This is a genomic window from Streptomyces sp. NPDC059788 (assembly GCF_042732265.1).
Classification (GTDB): domain Bacteria; phylum Actinomycetota; class Actinomycetes; order Streptomycetales; family Streptomycetaceae; genus Streptomyces.
Genome location: NZ_JBHWHY010000072.1, coordinates 1 through 14459, shown reverse-complemented (window position 1 = coordinate 14459; position 14459 = coordinate 1). Strand labels below are relative to the sequence as shown.

At 73.4% G+C, this 14459-nt stretch carries 15 protein-coding genes; 6 read left to right on the top strand and 9 right to left on the bottom strand.

Features of this window, described 5'->3' with window-relative positions; all coding sequences use genetic code 11:
* Window positions 1-84: 84 nt before the first annotated feature.
* The gene (locus ACFV57_RS39355; protein WP_385242977.1) at window positions 85-996 is read right to left on the bottom strand and encodes an SIS domain-containing protein; all 912 of its coding nucleotides are present in this window, start codon (window positions 994-996) and stop codon (window positions 85-87) included.
* A gap of 372 nt (window positions 997-1368) precedes the next feature.
* On the opposite strand from ACFV57_RS39355, the gene ACFV57_RS39350 reads away from it, so the two are divergent.
* Window positions 1369-2778 (top strand): sugar porter family MFS transporter, encoded by a 1410-nt coding sequence (locus ACFV57_RS39350; RefSeq protein WP_385242974.1) that lies wholly within the window; start codon window positions 1369-1371, stop codon window positions 2776-2778.
* 224 nt (window positions 2779-3002) lie between these two features.
* A complete protein-coding gene (locus tag ACFV57_RS39345; RefSeq protein WP_385242971.1) occupies window positions 3003-3836 on the top strand; it encodes a nucleotidyltransferase domain-containing protein in 834 nt (277 codons plus the stop codon).
* Between the two features lie 90 nt (window positions 3837-3926).
* Here ACFV57_RS39345 and ACFV57_RS39340 read toward each other — a convergent pair whose 3' ends face one another.
* The 4 genes from ACFV57_RS39340 to ACFV57_RS39325 all read right to left on the bottom strand — a co-directional run bounded on the left by ACFV57_RS39340 (window position 3927) and on the right by ACFV57_RS39325 (window position 6759).
* On the bottom strand, window positions 3927-4229 hold the full coding sequence (locus ACFV57_RS39340) for a YciI family protein (protein ID WP_385242968.1): 303 nt from the start codon (window positions 4227-4229) through the stop codon (window positions 3927-3929).
* Between the two features lie 157 nt (window positions 4230-4386).
* Entirely contained in the window at window positions 4387-4908 is a 522-nt protein-coding gene (locus ACFV57_RS39335) for a hypothetical protein (RefSeq protein WP_385242965.1), read from the bottom strand.
* Between the two features lie 440 nt (window positions 4909-5348).
* Window positions 5349-5564: a ferredoxin gene (locus ACFV57_RS39330; RefSeq protein WP_385242962.1), complete on the bottom strand. Its 216-nt coding sequence runs from the start codon at window positions 5562-5564 to the stop codon at window positions 5349-5351.
* A gap of 4 nt (window positions 5565-5568) precedes the next feature.
* On the bottom strand, window positions 5569-6759 hold the full coding sequence (locus ACFV57_RS39325) for a cytochrome P450 (protein ID WP_385242959.1): 1191 nt from the start codon (window positions 6757-6759) through the stop codon (window positions 5569-5571).
* A 136-nt stretch (window positions 6760-6895) separates the two neighbouring features.
* Between ACFV57_RS39325 and ACFV57_RS39320 the strand changes: the two genes are divergently transcribed.
* Entirely contained in the window at window positions 6896-7561 is a 666-nt protein-coding gene (locus ACFV57_RS39320; RefSeq protein WP_385242956.1) for a TetR/AcrR family transcriptional regulator, read from the top strand.
* Between the two features lie 39 nt (window positions 7562-7600).
* On the opposite strand, the gene ACFV57_RS39315 is transcribed toward ACFV57_RS39320, so the two are convergent.
* Window positions 7601-8164, bottom strand: coding sequence for a GNAT family N-acetyltransferase (locus ACFV57_RS39315; RefSeq protein ID WP_385242953.1), 564 nt, complete (start codon window positions 8162-8164; stop codon window positions 7601-7603).
* Between the two features lie 161 nt (window positions 8165-8325).
* Between ACFV57_RS39315 and ACFV57_RS39310 the strand changes: the two genes are divergently transcribed.
* On the top strand, window positions 8326-9054 hold the full coding sequence (locus ACFV57_RS39310) for an endonuclease V (RefSeq protein ID WP_385242950.1): 729 nt from the start codon (window positions 8326-8328) through the stop codon (window positions 9052-9054).
* Window positions 9055-9069: 15 nt separating this feature from the next.
* Here the strand turns inward: ACFV57_RS39310 and ACFV57_RS39305 are convergent, their stop codons facing one another.
* Window positions 9070-10287 (bottom strand): saccharopine dehydrogenase family protein, encoded by a 1218-nt coding sequence (locus tag ACFV57_RS39305; RefSeq protein ID WP_385242947.1) that lies wholly within the window; start codon window positions 10285-10287, stop codon window positions 9070-9072.
* 253 nt (window positions 10288-10540) lie between these two features.
* Here ACFV57_RS39305 and ACFV57_RS39300 point away from each other — a divergent pair, with 253 nt between their 5' ends.
* Together ACFV57_RS39300 and ACFV57_RS39295 are read left to right on the top strand one after the other, a co-directional pair.
* Window positions 10541-11470 (top strand): dihydrodipicolinate synthase family protein, encoded by a 930-nt coding sequence (locus ACFV57_RS39300; protein WP_385242945.1) that lies wholly within the window; start codon window positions 10541-10543, stop codon window positions 11468-11470.
* Window positions 11467-13032 carry a sialate:H+ symport family MFS transporter gene (locus ACFV57_RS39295; RefSeq protein ID WP_385242942.1) on the top strand — a complete coding sequence of 522 codons (1566 nt, stop codon included), beginning with the start codon at window positions 11467-11469 and terminating at the stop codon, window positions 13030-13032. The genes ACFV57_RS39300 and ACFV57_RS39295 overlap by 4 nt, the downstream gene beginning before the upstream one ends.
* Here the strand turns inward: ACFV57_RS39295 and ACFV57_RS39290 are convergent.
* Both ACFV57_RS39290 and ACFV57_RS39285 read right to left on the bottom strand, forming a co-directional pair.
* Window positions 13017-13451, bottom strand: coding sequence for a protein-tyrosine phosphatase family protein (locus tag ACFV57_RS39290; protein ID WP_385242939.1), 435 nt, complete (start codon window positions 13449-13451; stop codon window positions 13017-13019). The genes ACFV57_RS39295 and ACFV57_RS39290 overlap by 16 nt on opposite strands.
* 32 nt (window positions 13452-13483) lie before the next feature.
* Entirely contained in the window at window positions 13484-14221 is a 738-nt protein-coding gene (locus ACFV57_RS39285) for an MgtC/SapB family protein (RefSeq protein WP_385242936.1), read from the bottom strand.
* Window positions 14222-14459 lie beyond the last annotated feature (238 nt).

Sequence of the window (14459 nt, the reverse complement as noted above, 5' to 3'; positions counted from 1 at the left end):
CTCGGGATGTGGTCGGGGGCGGTGGGGGCTGGGCCGGTCGGGGGTGATCGGGGCTGGTCCGTAGTCCGGGAGTCGTGTGGCCCGTCACCCGGCCGCGGGCTCGGGGGCCGTGAGCATCACCGAGCGGGTCAGGCTGCGCGGGTTGTCCGGGTCCAGGCCGCGGGCGCGGGCCCGCTCCAGGGCGATCCGCTGCACCAGGACCAGGTCGGCCAGCGGGTCCCGGTCGTGGTGGACGAACCCGGCGCCGGTCGTGGCGACGTCCGCCTCCAGGCCCTCCGGCACCGGGCCGAACACCCAGGTGACCCGGCCGGGGGCCGCTATCGAGATGGGGCCATGGCGGTATTCCATGGCCGGGTAGGACTCCGTCCAGCTCTGCGACGCCTCCCGCATCTTCAGCGCGGCCTCGTTGGCCAGCCCGTATGTCCAGCCCGTGCCGAGGAAGGAGAACTGCTCGGCGTCCAGCCACTCCGCTTCCACGGGCGCGGTCAGCGCCTCCTCCGCGTCGCGCACCGCGCCGGACAGATCCTCGCCGAGGTGGGCCCGCAGCAGCGCCAGGGCGGTCGTCGCGAACCGCGTCTGCACCACGGACCGCTCGTCGGCGAACGGCAGCGTGACGGTCGCGTCCGACAGGCCGGTGGCCGGGGTGTCGGGGTCGCCGAGCACCGTCACGGTCGGGATGCGGCCCTTCACCTGCTCCAGAAGGCGCAGCACCTCCGTCGTGGTCCCGGAGCGAGTGATCGCCACGACGGCGTCGTAACCGCGGTCGGCGCCGAGGAACGCCTCCGAGGCGGCGAAGGCGTCCGTCACCCCCTGCCCGGCACCTTCGCGCAGGGCCGCGTACGCCTGCGCCATGAACCACGAGGTGCCGCAGCCCACCACCGCGACCCGCCGGCCGGCGCCGGGCAGCGGGGTGTCCGCCCCGCCGATCCGCGCCGCCTCCCGCCAGGTCTCCGGCTGGCTGCGCAGCTCCTGCTCCATGTACGAGGTCCCGCTCACGGCGCCCTCCAGTTGTCTGCGTGAACTTGCAACAACATGCTCGCTTGCAAGCAACTCTATGCACGCCCTGCGGCGTAATCCATCCCTCGTAAGGGTGGGAGCGCCCGTAAGGCGGGAAGGGATGCTCTGTGAACTGGCGCTCTTTACAGGAGGGATGCGGGAGACCTGGTCGCCTCGGGTGACCGTTGACACATGAATGAAAGGAGTCGAATACTCGCAGGATCACTCATGTAGCCGCAGCGGGGCGGGGGCCGGCACAGGCAGTGCAGCCGGCGCCGCGCCGGACGGTGGGACCCGTCATCGGCCGCCCCCGGCAGCTGTCGCAGTGATCAGCAAGGCCGTTCCGCCGACAGTCGTCACAAAGGACTCCCCATGTCCGTTGCAACGCGCTCCACGCAGCCACCGTCATCGCCGCCCGGCCCGCCGCCCCGGCGCGCCGGCCGGCTCTTCGCCCTCACCGGCGCCGTCGTCGGCGTCATCTACGGCTACGACACCGGCAGCATCTCCGGCGCCCTGGTGTTCCTGAGCAAGGACTTCCACCTCAGCGACACCGAAAAAGGCCTGGTCAACAGCATCCTGGTGTTCGGTTCGATCCTGGGCGCGCTGATCGGCGGCAAGCTGGCCGACGCACTGGGCCGCAAGGCCGCCATGCTGATCGTCGCGGGGTCCTACACGGTCTTCGTGGCGCTCTCCGCCCTCGCCCCGAACGTCGTCGTCCTCGACGCGGTGCGGTTCCTGCTCGGCATCGCCATCGGCATCTCGATCGTGGCGGCCCCGCTGTACATCGCCGAGTCGACTCCGGCCCGCACCCGCGGTGCCTCCGTGGCCGCCTACCAGGTCGCCACGGTCGCGGGCATCGCCCTGACGTACTTCGTGAACTGGGGACTGTCCGACGGCGGCCACTGGCGGCTGATGCTGGGCCTGTCCGCGATCCCGGCCGCGCTCGTGCTGATCCCGCTGTTCCGGCTCCCCGACACGCCCCGCTGGTACGTCCTCAAGGGCCGGACCGAGAAGGCCGTCGAGGTCATGGCGCTCACCGACCCCGACGTCGACGCCCGCGCGGAGACCGAGGCGGTCCGCGTCGCCCTTTCCGAGGAGAGCGGTGGCTCGCTGCGCTCCCTGCTGCGCAAGCCGTACGCGCGCGCCGCGCTCTTCGTCGTCGGGCTCGGCTTCTTCTGCCAGATCACCGGCATCAACGCCGTGACGTACTACAGCCCGCAGATCTTCGAGGAGATGGGCTTCACCGGCGACGGGCAGAACTTCCTGCTGCCGTCCTTCGTCCAGCTGGCCTCACTGGCCGCGACGGTCCTCGCCATCCTCATCATCGACCGGCTCGGCCGCCGTGTCGTGCTGCTCTCCGGTATCGCCACGATGACGGCCATGCTCGCCGTGCTGACCGCCGTGTTCGGCTTCGGGGACCTGGAGGGCTCCGCGACGTGGATCGGCTTCGGCGCCGTCCTGCTCTTCACCGCCGCGTTCAACTTCGGTTTCGGCTCCCTGATCTGGGTCTACGCCAGTGAGGCGTTCCCCGCCCAGCTGCGCTCCACCGGCGCGTCGGCGATGCTCACGGCCGACCTCGTCGCGAACCTCCTCGTCGCGCAGTTCTTCCCGTCCCTGCTGTCCTGGGCGGGCGCCGCCGCGACCTTCGCCGGCCTCGGCGTCCTCGCACTCGGCGCGCTGGTCTTCGCCGCCCTCACCGCCCCCGAGACCAAGGGCCGGCACCTGGAAGAGATCCAGGGCTACTGGCTCAACGGCGGCCGCTGGCCGACCCCCGCCCCGTAACGGCCCCGGCCCCCGCCCTCTGACGAGGCGGGCCCCGCCCTCGCCCAGCCCCCGCCCGGCGCACGAAAACCGCTGGCCGGGGCCGAACACGACCCCTACGATGCCGTCCATGGGCGTCTTTTCCTGAGCAGCCGGACGTGATCCGAGTCCACCGGCCCGGCGGGTGCCGCCGCGCCGGCGGCGTCCGTCCGCATGCCTTCCCACCTGCTCAGGAGACACCACCGATGCACCGCACCCCACCCTCGCCCTGCCCCGCCCTCGACCGCCGCATCGCGCACCTGCGTGAGCTGGCAGCGGCCGAGCCCCGGCTGGAGGGGGTCCTGCTCTACGGGTCGTGGACCCTCGGCGAGGCCGACGCCCACTCCGACATCGAGGCGTATCTGTACGTCCGCGACGAGTACGCCGACACGTTCGACGGTCCGGAGTTCGTCGGCCGCCTGGCGCCGCTGAAGCTGGCCTACACCAACATGTACGGCATTTTGGCCGTGGTCTTCGACGACCTGATGCGTGGCGAGTTCCACATCGTGGCCGCCGGACCGGGCATCGACGAGGTGCCCACTTGGCGCGGCATGGTGCACCTGCCGGACCCCGGCGCCGCCGTCCTGCTGGACCGCGACGGTCGGCTGACCGCCGCGGCCCGCCGCCTGGCCGACCCGTGCCCGCCCGAGCCGGGCCCGACCGCCCTGCAGCTCACCGGCGAACTCGCCAACTGGACGCTGATGCTCGCCCACGTCCTGAACCGGGGCGAGACGGCCCGCGCACACGCGCTGCTGCACTCGGTCGTCGCCCCGCTCCAGCTCCAGCTGTGCCGCCTGCTGCGTGGGTCCACCGCACACTGGCTGACTCCCAGCCGTGCCCTGGAGCAGGACCTGTCGGCCGCCGACCGCGACCGTTACACGGCCATGACCGCTCCCGCCGTACTCCCTGCCGTACGGACGGCGGCACGGGCGGGCTGGCGGTGGAGCCGGGAACTGGCCGCCGAGGCGTCGGCACGGTGGGGCATCGAGGTGCCGGTCACGCTGCATGAGGAGATCGGCGCGCTGCTGGACCGCGGCTGACCGCTCCGCCCGGTCGGCGTGCTCCGCGCCGACCGGGCCCATGGGCAGGACGGGCCGCACGGCCGCTCGTCCGGCGGGTCGTGCGGCCGCTCACGAAGGAGGCAGCTGCTCCTTGTACGGCTCCAGCGCCGGCGCCGTCGTGGTCGCCACGAATTCGGTGATCCGGTAGTCGCAGACGCCCGCGACGGTGAAGGGGTCCTCCGCGACGATCCGCTCCGCCGTCGCCCGGTCCGCGACGGACGCGAGGATGACGCCGCCGTCGCGCGGCACCTTGCGCCCGGCGGCGAGGAAGTGCCCGGCCGCGTAGTTCCTCTTCAGCCACGCCACATGGTCGGGCAGCGCGGCGTCGACGCGCTCCAGCGGCGCGGTGTAGGTCAGCTCCAGTACGAACATGCGTGCCATGGTAAGTGGCGGAGACCTGGAGATCACCGCGCCGCCGGAACCCCGGTGTGCCCGCGTGCCACGGCCGCTGTGCCCCGCCGGGCCGGGAGGTGGGGGCCCGGCAGGGGCACAGCGGCCGGAAGCGCCGCCGGACGAGTGGCCCAGGCCGTCAGGACTCGTTGTTCTGGCGGCGGCGCAGGAAGTAGGTGCCGCCGACGGCGGCGGTGGCGAGGACCGCGGCACCCGCGACGATCTCCGTGGTGTTGGACTCCTCGCTGGTGCTGCCGACACCGGTGTGCACCTTGCCGTGGGGCAGCTTGGCGTCGGTCTTGAAGGTGGTGTGCCACTGCCTGCCGTCGGGGCAGTTGCCGTCCACACCCCAGGTCGAGTAGCGGCCCAGGTGGTTGGGGCCGCCGCTGAGCTGGGACGCCACCCGGGCCGTCCCGTGGTAGGTCTTGCCGTGCTTGTGGGTGCGGTACAGCCAGATCGTGCCGCTGCGGAACCCCTGCGAGGAGGCGGCGATACGGCCGGCCTTGCCCGTGTCACAGGTGACGGTGACGCTGACGGACCCGCCGGGCCCGACCAGCTTCGGGCTGGTGGTGGCCACGGGCTTGGCGATCGCGGCGCCGGCCGACAGGCCCAGGGCGGCGATGGCGAGACCTGATGCTGCGATGACGCGGGTGGAACGCATGGTTGATCCTCCGGCAGCGCGGAGGCGGCACGGGTGCGCCGCGGCAGATCGGATGGATCCGCGCTGACGCATTTGAGATAAGCCTCGGCGCGCCGTCCCCGCCCGGTGAGGGCCCGTCAGGTAAGGTGCCGCCCTCCGGCGTGTCGACCCGCGCCGGAGAGCGTCGCGGCAGGTCACTGGGCCGACACGCGGACGGTGATTTGCCCGCTCCCGGGCGGGGGCAGACGGGTGAGGGGCGGCCGCGCCGGTGTAGGCCGTTCGGTGCGGGGCGGGCCGTGGGCCCCGCCCGGCCCCACCGACCGTCCTTCCCGCGACACGCCGACAGCGCGACACCCCGTCAGAGACGCGCCCGCGTGCGGGCGCGTCTCCGTGCGGCGCGCCCGCATGGGGCACGTCCCTAGAGCGCGCCCCTCAGGAGCACGCCCCCAAGGACCCCACCATCACGGTCGCGGCCCGACGACGGTCTCCCCGTCCCGTACCAGGATCGCCATGGCCGGACAGGAGTCGGCCGCGTCCAGCGCGCTCTCGTCCTCGGGGATCTCCTCGCGCAACGGCCGGGCGTGCGGCCCGTCCAGGACGTACAGGTCCGGGGCGATCCCGGCGCACATACCGGACGCCATGCACTGCTGCCCGTCGATCGAGGTCTTCCAGGTCATCCGCTCACCACCCCACCGGCAGTACGCGCGGCCCGCGGACCAGCATCTGGTCCTTCCACACCACGTCCCCGGCCACATGCAGCCCGGGGAGGCGGGTGATCAGGGCGATCAGCGCCTCCTGGAGCTCCAGGCGGGCCAGCGGCGCGCCGAGGCAGTGGTGCACCCCGTGGCCGAAGCCGAGGTGCTGGTTGCCGTCGCGGGCGATGTTGAGCGAGCCGGGCTCGTCGAAGCGCAGCGCGTCGCGGTTGGCCGCGCCCACGGCGACCACCACCGGTTCACCCGCGCGGACGAGTGTGCCGCCCACCTCGATGTCCTCGGTGGCGTAGCGGGGGAAGCTCGCGCCGCTGCCCAGCGGGACGAAGCGCAGCAGCTCCTCGACGGCGCTCTTGACGAGCGCGGGCTCGGCGCGCAGCCGCTCCAGCTCGCCGGGGTGGTCCAGCAGCGACAGGACGAAGTTGGGGATCTGGGTGGCCGTGGTCTCGTGCCCGGCGACCAGGATGCCGATGCACAGGTCGTTCAGCTCCAGCTCGGTCAGCCGGTCGTTGACGTCGCGGGCCTCGATCAGCCGGGTCATGATGTCGTCCTGGGGCGACACCCGGTGTTCCTCGATCAACTTCGCCATGTAGGCGCGCAGTTCGTCCCGGTTGGCGTCGAACTCCTCGGCCGTCAGGGAGCTGGTGGACAGCGCGGCGTCGCTCCACGCGCGGAACTTGGGCCGGTCCTCCTCGGGCACCCCGAGCATCCGGCAGATGACCGCGACCGGGATGGGCAGGGCGTAGCGGTCGACGAGGTCGACGGGCGGGCCGGCGGCCAGGAGCTCGTCGATCAGGCCGTGTGTCAACTCGCGGACCCACGGCCGCAGTTTCTCCACCTGGTGCACGGTGAACGCCTTGGCGACCAGGGTGCGCAGCCGGGTGTGGTCGGGCGGGTCCATGCTCAGTATCCCGCTGTCCCGCTGCCCCTCGGACTGCCGCGGTTCGTCGCGGGTGAGTCCTTCCGCGCGGCTGAAGCGGCGGTCGCCGAGGACCAGTCGGGCGTCGGCGTAACGGGTGGCGAGCCAGGCCGGTTCGCCGTATGCCATCTGTACCCGCAGCAGTCCCGGCCGGTCGCGGATCTCTTCGTAGGCGTCGGACAGGGCCAGCCCGCCGGGATCGTTGAACGGGTAGGAAAGGGGCATCGTGTCGGCTGTGGTCACCGGGGCCTCCCTCGTGTAAGCAACTGCTTACAAAGTAGAGGCGGGTACTTGGTACGGTCAACGGTCCTGCATGATCACGAATCTGGCGGACCGTCGGGTCCGCGGGGCGCCGAAGAGCGAGGAGAGGAGCACGCGGATGAGCGGGAACGAGCCGGGGACCGGTCAGGGGGCCGGTACGGGATACGCGCCGGGCGTGCCGGAGAGCGGGCCGCCGGCCGTGGCCCCGACGCGCCGCCGCGGCGCGCAGGGCACCCGGCTGCTGCTCCTGGAGGCGGCGGCCGCGCTGTTCGCCGAGCGGGGCTACGAGCGGGCGACCGTACGCGACATCGCGGAGCGGGCCGGGGTCAACCAGGCCCTGCTCTTCCGCTACTTCGGTTCCAAGAAGGCGCTGTTCGGCGAGGTGGTGGCGCTCGGCGGCCGGCAGCAGCTGAACAGCACACCGCCCGGTGAGCTGTTCGAGGCGGCGCTGCGCGGCATGCTCGGCCACCAGGGCGCGGACCCGGGGGACCGCGCCCTGGAGACGTTCCTGCGCTCCATCGGCGACAGCGACGAGGTCACCACCGCCGTACGAGAGATGGGCGACGACTACGCGCGGGTGCTCGCCACGCTCAGCACCGCCGACGACCGCGGGCTGCGCGCCGACCTCGCCCTGTCGTGGATGCTCGGCATCGGCCTTATGCGGGTGGTCGTCGGCAAGCAGCCACTGGCCGACGCCGACCCGGACGCGGTGTGCGCGCTGGTCACCGGCGCGCTCGGCACCCTGCTGGAGGACCTGCCGCGGTCGGCGCCACCGGCCTCGTGACCGCGTCGGTCCCGCACGCCCGGTGGGCGCGCCCGCTGGTCACCGCCCGGCAGTCCGCAGCTCGCGCCACTCCGGGGCCAGTACCGACCAGATCTCCACATCGTGGCGTACCCCGCCGTGCAGCTTGCTCTCCCGCAGCACCCCGTCACGCACCATCCCGAGCCGCTCGGCGACCCTGATGCTCGGGGTGTTGCCGGCGGCCACGATCCACTCCACGCGGTGGATGCCGCGCTTCTCCACCGCCCAGTCGACGAGCAGCCGGGCGGCCCGCGTCACGAGCCCCCGCCCGACGGCCGACTCCTCCAGCCAGCAGCCGACCTCGCACGTCCCGGCGGCGGCGTCGAAGGTGCGGAACAGGACACCGCCGACCAGCGTGCCGTCCGTCCAGATCCCGTACAGCCGCCCGCTGTCGTCCGCCGCCTTGTCCGCGTACGACCGCAGGAACGCCGTGGCGGAGGGGAGGTCGGTGCTCGCGTCCGCCAGCCCGATGAAGCGGCCTATGTACTGTCGGCCGCGGTCGATGTGCGCCAGGTACTCCTCGGCGTGGCGAGGCTCCAGGGGCCGCAGTTCGGCACCGTCGTCACCCAGCGAGATCGCGAACATTCCCGTTTTCCCATCGTTCGTGTTTCCGCGCCCGCGCGGACCGGGCGCCGCGGCGTGCGGGACCGGCCGTGCCCGCGGGCGCGCCGCGCGCATCATCACACACAGCCGCGACAGGGCCGCAACGACTTTTCCGTCCGCCCGTTCGATACCGTGGCCGCACCATGACGAACGACGCCGCGATCTCCCTCGACGACGAGCTGGCCCACTGGCCCACCGATGAGGCCGGGGCGCTGGCGGTCCAGGACCGGCTGCGCGCCCGGGTGCGGCGGGAGCAGTCCGGGCCCGAGCCGGGCTTCGCCGGGACGGTCGTCGGCGTGGACGTCGCCTACGACGACGACCGCGACCTGGTGGCCGCGGCGGCCGTGGCCCTGGACGGCGGCACCCTGGCGGTGGTCGACGAGGCCACCGCCGTCGGCCGGATCTCCTTCCCGTACGTGCCGGGCCTGCTCGCCTTCCGGGAGATCCCCACGGTGGTGGCCGCCCTCGGCCGTCTCGGCCGCACACCGGACCTGGTGGTCTGCGACGGCTACGGCCTCGCGCACCCGCGCCGCTTCGGCCTCGCCAGCCACCTCGGCGTGCTCACCGGCCTGCCCACCATCGGGGTCGCCAAGAACCCGTTCACGTCGCGGTACGCGCTGCCCGGTGTGGAGCGCGGCGAGTCCTCGCCGCTCCTGGACGGCACCGCCGACGGCCGCGACGAGGTCGTCGGCCGGGCGCTGCGTACGCAGAAGGGCGTGAAGCCGGTCTTCGTGTCCGTGGGCCACCGAGTGGACCTCGACCGGGCCTGCGCGCACACCCTCCACCTGGCGCCGCGGTACCGCCTCCCGGAGACGACCCGGGCCGCCGACGCGCTGTGCCGGCGCGCACTGTCCCGGGCGCGCGCCGACTGACGCCCCGGCAGCGGGTCAGCCCGCCCGGCCCGTCCGCGACGGGGACTCGGCGAGCACCCGGAACGTGATCCCCGCCCGCCGGAGCCGCCCGGTGAGCGCGTCGCCCATCGCGACCGCCGTGGTCACCTGGCCGGCCGTTCCGGGCAGGTCGTCGAAGGCCAGGCTCAGCGCCGACTCCGCGAGGATCTTCGCCGTCTCGTCGTAGCCCGGGTCGCCGCCCGCGACCTCCGTCAGGACACGCCGGCCACCGCCCTCGCCGACGAACCGCACACTGAACCGGCTGCGCGCCCGCCGCTCCTCGTCCGGCCCCGCGCCCGGAGCCAGCCGTCCCGACAGCCAGCGGCGCGCGGGCGGCACCTGCGCGACCGAGAACGCGGCGCCCGCGCCCAGCACGCCGCCCACGGCGACCGGCAGCCACTTGACGGCGGCGAAGTGGCGATAGGTGAAGTCCGGCCCGTACTGCCGAAGTCCGGCCGCCGAACGCGCGACCACCTGGGGATCGAGCGTCGGCAGCGGCACGGCCCACGCCCGTACGACGCCGTTGCGGTGCGGCCGGCCGACCGGCGCCCGTACCGTACGGCCCGCCGGCCGCCCCTCCAGGCGCTGCCGCTCGCGGGCGGCGCGCACCATGCCCAGTGGGCGCGAGGCCGCCGTCAGAGCCGAGGCCAGTGTTCCGCCGGAAATGGCCGCGTTGCTCCGTACGAAGCCGTCGACGCGCAGCGGCACACCGGGCGGCAGCCGGCCGACCGTGAAGTGCACACCGAGGTCGGGCGGTACGCAGTCGAAGCCGCAGGCGTGCACGATACGGGCGCCCGAGGCGCGCGCCGCCGCGTCGTAGCGCACATAGGTCCGGTCGACGAACTCGGCCTCGCCGGTCAGGTCGGCGTAGTCCGTACCGGCCTCGGCGCAGGCGGCCACCAGCGCGTCCCCGTAGGTGAGGTACGGCCCGACGGTCGTCGCGAGCACGCGGGTGCCCGCCGCGAGCGTGCGCAGCGAACCGGGGTCCTCGGTGTCGGCGCACAGCAGGGGCAGGTCCGCGTGGGCCGGGTCGATCCCGGCCAGCTCGTCCCGCAGCCGGGCGAGCTTCGCGTGGTCGCGGCCGGCCAGCGCCCAGCGGCAGCCGTCGGGCGCGTGCCGGGCCAGGTAGGCGGCGGTGAGCCGCCCCACGAACCCGGTGGCGCCGAACAGCACCAGGTCGTAGGGGCGTACTGCGATGTCCTGCGGTTTCGTCACGCCTGCCTCCGCCTCGGTTCCCGGCCGTGCCGCCGGCCGGTTCGGCGTCACGCTAGGCAGCGGTTGACTCCGCGTCAACGAATGGTCCGTCGCGTGCGCTATTGACACGCCAGGGCGGCTGGTCCACATTCACCCGGACGTCCGCCAACATGGGACGTCCGACGTCCGGAATGTGCATGACCGCGCCGGTGAAGGGACGTACCCGGCGCGTCCCCGACCCCGGCACAGGGCACGAGCAGAAGGCTGATGACCCATGCGTCCTCCCGCGCCGCTCACCGGCGTCGTCCCGCCGCTGTGCACCCCGCTGACCCCCGACGGCCGGGTCGACACCCGCTCGCTGGCCGCGCTCACCGCCCGGCTCGCCGGAGCCGGGGTGAGCGGGCTGTTCGTACTCGGCTCCAGCGGCGAGGCGGCCTTCTTGACCGACGCGCAGCGCCGCACCGTCGTCGAGACGGTGGTCGAGGCGGCCGCGGGCCGGCTGCCGGTACTGGCCGGGGTGATCGACATGAGTACGCCCCGCGTCCTGGAGCACGCCCGGCAGGCCCGGAGCCTGGGCGCCGACGCCGTCGTGGCCACCGCCCCCTTCTACACGCGCACCCACCCCGCCGAGGTCGCCGGCCACTTCAGGCGCGTACGCGACGGCAGCGGCCTGCCGCTGTTCGCGTACGACATCCCGATGGCCGTGCACACCAAACTGCCCGCCGACACGGTGCTCACGCTCGCCCGGGACGGCGTGCTGGCCGGCCTCAAGGACAGCAGCGGCGAGGACGGCGCGCTACGGCGCCTCCTGGTGCGGGCGCGCGCGCAGGCGCCGGACTTCACCGTGCTCACCGGGTCGGAACTGACCGTGGACGGCGCCCTGCTGGCAGGCGCCCACGGCGTCGTGCCCGGCCTCGGCAATGTCGACCCGCACGGCTACGTACGCCTCTACGAGCACGCCGCGGCGGGCCGCTGGCGCGAGGCCGCCGCCGAACAGGACCGACTCGCGGCGCTCTTCTCCATCACCGACGCGGGCGACCCGGCGGCGATGGGCCGCAACTCCTCCGCGCTGGGTGCCTTCAAGGCGGCGCTGCACCTCCAGGGCGTCATTGCCTGCCCGGCCACCGCGCCGCCGCAGCTCCCGCTGGACGAGGCCGCCGTCGGCACGGTCCGGCGCCGCCTGGAAGACGCCGGGCTGTTGTGAACGCGCGTCCCGGGAAGGACGCCCGGCCCCGGGGCGGGTACCCGCCCTGGTACCGGCAGGTGACGCCGCGCCAGTGGAAGTCGATGTTCGCCGCCTGGGTGGGCTACCTCCTGGACGGCTTCGACTTCGTCCTGATCACCCTCGTCCTGACCGAGGTCGCCGACACGTTCGGTCTGAGCACGGCCGGAGCGGCCTCCCTGGTCTCCGGCGCGTTCATCACCCGCTGGCTCGGCGGGGCGCTCCTGGGCGCGATGGGCGACCGGTACGGGCGCAAGGCCGCGATGATCGCCAGCATCCTGCTCTACTCGCTGGGAACCTTCGCGTGCGGCTTCGCCTGGGACTACACCAGCCTGTTCGCCGCCCGGCTGGTCATCGGCATGGGAATGGCAGGGGAGTACAGCGCCAGTGCCACGTACGTCCTGGAGAGCTGGCCCGCCGCCTTGCGCAACCGGGCCTCCGGCTTCCTCATATCCGGCTATGCGGGCGGCACGGTCCTCGCGGCCCAGCTGTACCAGTGGGTCGTACCGAACTGGGGCTGGCGCTGGATGTTCTGGGCAGGCGTGCTGCCCGTGCTGGTCGCGCTCTGGGTCCGCAGGTCGCTGCCGGAGGCGGGCGACTGGAGCGCAGAGGTGGGGGCTGCCGGAGAACGCCCCAGCCCCTTCGGGGCACTGCTCGCCGGGCGCGCGCGGCGCCGGCTGAACTGCGTGCTCGCAGCCGTCGCGGCCGCCGCGCTCTTCTGTGTCTTCACCCCGGCCGGGACGGGACGCGTGCCCTGGCTGGCCGCGCTGGCCGCGCTCTGCCTGACCGCGTTCGCCGTCCAGCTCGGCGGGCGGCGCGGCTGGGTGCTGTACGTGTCCCTGACGGTCACCGTGTTCTGCGCCTTCCTCTACAGCTGGCCGGTCCAGGCGCTGCTGCCCACCTACCTCAAGACCGAGCTGGGGTACACGCCCGCCCAGGTCGCCGACGTGATGTTCTACGCCGGATTCGGCACGATGGCGGGCTGCTGGCTGGCCGGTTTCGTGGGCGACCGGTTCGGCACCCGCCGCGCGTACGCCGGGACGCTGCTGGCCTCCCTCGTGTTCGTCTTCCCGGTGTTCGCCGTCCAGGACAGCCTGGTCGCCCTGGGATTGGTGCTCTTCGGGCTGCTCGCCCTCGGCCAGGGCATCTCGGGCATCCTGCCGAAATACATCGCCGGGCACTTCCCGACCCCAGTTCGCGCGGCCTCCCTCGGCTTCGTCTACAACGTCGGCGCGCTCGGCGGAGCGGTCGCGCCGGTGCTCGGTGCCCGGCTCGCCGAGGGCATGTCACTGGGCCGGGCGCTGGCCGTGCTCACCTTCGGGCTGACGCTGGTCGTCATCGTCCTGGTGGGCGGCGACGTACCGGTACGGCTCGCCCGCCTGCTGGACCGCGAGACGGTGGGGGACCATCTGGTGCCCGCCGGGAGCGGGCCGGGCAGCAGGGGCGGGCCGGGCAGCGGGAGCGGCGCGGGTCCGGTACCCGGGCCGGGGCCGGCGGGCGGCACCGGCCCGGAGCGCGGGCCCGGCGGTCAGCGTCCAAAGTGACGCACGTAGCGCCGCTGCCAGGGTGTCTCGACGGCGCGGTGGTCGTAGTGGGCGCGGACGAAGTCCACCGCCTCCTCGGCCGGCACCCCGTCCAGGACGGCGATACAGGCGAGAGCCGTACCGGTACGGCCGCGACCGCCTCCGCAGGCGACCTCGACACGTTCCGTCTCCGCGCGATTCCAGACCTCGCGGAAGATTTCCCGCGCCTGGGCCCGGTCGCCCGGCAGCCGGAAGTCCGGCCAGCGCAGCCAGCGGGCTTCCCACGGGACCTCGGGCGGCTGCTTGCCGAGCAGGTATACGGCGAAGTCCGGCTCGGGGCCGGGCGGCAGCGGACGGCGCAGGCCGCGGCCCCTGACCGTGCGTCCGGAGGGCAGCCGCAGCACGCCGGTGTCCGTCTCCTGCCAGACCGGGGTCACCATGATCTCGCCGTCCTTCCCTGTGCGTCCGCCGGTCACTCCGTGCGGTCCGTTTCCTGTCCCATCGACACCCCGCGCACCCCGTCCAGCTCCGCCAGCCGCTCCACGAGCGGGTGCGCCGAGCCGGTGCCCTCCAGCCGCAGCAGCACCTCGGCCGGGACCTGGTCGTCCGCTCCCGTCTCCACCTGGACGTCGGTCACCTGGAAGCCGCTGCTGGTGCACATCTCCAGCATCCGGCCCAGCAGGCCGTGTTGTGCACGGTAGCTCAGGCGCAGTTCGACGCGCTCGACGAACGGCGCACGCCGCCGCCCCGAGAACAGCTTCGGGAACCCGCGGACGACGAGGAAGTGGACCAGGGTCGCGCCGAGGGCGAGCAGGGGCAGGCCGCCGCCGCAGGCCATGCCGATGGCGCAGGTCAGCCAGATCGTCGCGGCGGTCGTCAGGCCCCGTACCGCGTCCTTCTTCACGAAGATCAGGCCGCCGCCGATGAAGCCGATGCCCGAGACGATCTGCGCCGCCACCCGGGACGGGTCCAGCGCGACGCCGTCCGCGCCCAGCAGCGCGTAGAAGCCGTGGACCGAGACCTCCATGAAGAGCGCGCTGCCCACACCGACGAGGGTGTGGGTGCGCAGCCCCGCGCTCTTCTGCTGCACCTGCCGTTCCAGCCCGATGAGGGAGGACAGGAGCAGGGCGAGCGCCAGTTCGGCGAACTGGCGCAGGCCCTGACCGTGGCTGATGTCGAACAACGGTGATGCGAGGTGCGTGTGAGGCATTCGGCCATTGTCCCTCCGTGGCCGGCGCGCGGGCCGTTGTCAGTGGTCGCCGCTAGCGTGGTTTTCACGGTGACCGGCAGTCGGCCGGTCCGGTGCGGGAGGAAGTGGTCCGGGTGGTGCGGCGGTCGATATGCGGGCGGGGGCCCATCGCCGGTTCCGACGGGGGAGCGCGCCGCTGGTGAAGTGGCGCGTGAAGGCCCGTGGCGGCGGTGGGAGTTGACCACCGCCGCCACGGGCC

Bases quoted from the DNA above. Each gene is read 5' to 3' on its own strand.
- ACFV57_RS39350 (WP_385242974.1), top strand. From the start codon at position 1,369: ATGTCCGTTGCAACGCGCTCCACGCAGCCACCGTCATCGCCGCCCGGC.
- ACFV57_RS39345 (WP_385242971.1), top strand. From the start codon at position 3,003: ATGCACCGCACCCCACCCTCGCCCTGCCCCGCCCTCGACCGCCGCATC.
- ACFV57_RS39340 (WP_385242968.1), bottom strand. From the start codon at position 4,229: ATGTTCGTACTGGAGCTGACCTACACCGCGCCGCTGGAGCGCGTCGAC.
- ACFV57_RS39335 (WP_385242965.1), bottom strand. From the start codon at position 4,908: ATGCGTTCCACCCGCGTCATCGCAGCATCAGGTCTCGCCATCGCCGCC.
- ACFV57_RS39330 (WP_385242962.1), bottom strand. From the start codon at position 5,564: ATGACCTGGAAGACCTCGATCGACGGGCAGCAGTGCATGGCGTCCGGT.
- ACFV57_RS39320 (WP_385242956.1), top strand. From the start codon at position 6,896: ATGAGCGGGAACGAGCCGGGGACCGGTCAGGGGGCCGGTACGGGATAC.
- ACFV57_RS39315 (WP_385242953.1), bottom strand. From the start codon at position 8,164: ATGTTCGCGATCTCGCTGGGTGACGACGGTGCCGAACTGCGGCCCCTG.
- ACFV57_RS39310 (WP_385242950.1), top strand. From the start codon at position 8,326: ATGACGAACGACGCCGCGATCTCCCTCGACGACGAGCTGGCCCACTGG.
- ACFV57_RS39300 (WP_385242945.1), top strand. From the start codon at position 10,541: ATGCGTCCTCCCGCGCCGCTCACCGGCGTCGTCCCGCCGCTGTGCACC.
- ACFV57_RS39290 (WP_385242939.1), bottom strand. From the start codon at position 13,451: ATGGTGACCCCGGTCTGGCAGGAGACGGACACCGGCGTGCTGCGGCTG.
- ACFV57_RS39285 (WP_385242936.1), bottom strand. From the start codon at position 14,221: ATGCCTCACACGCACCTCGCATCACCGTTGTTCGACATCAGCCACGGT.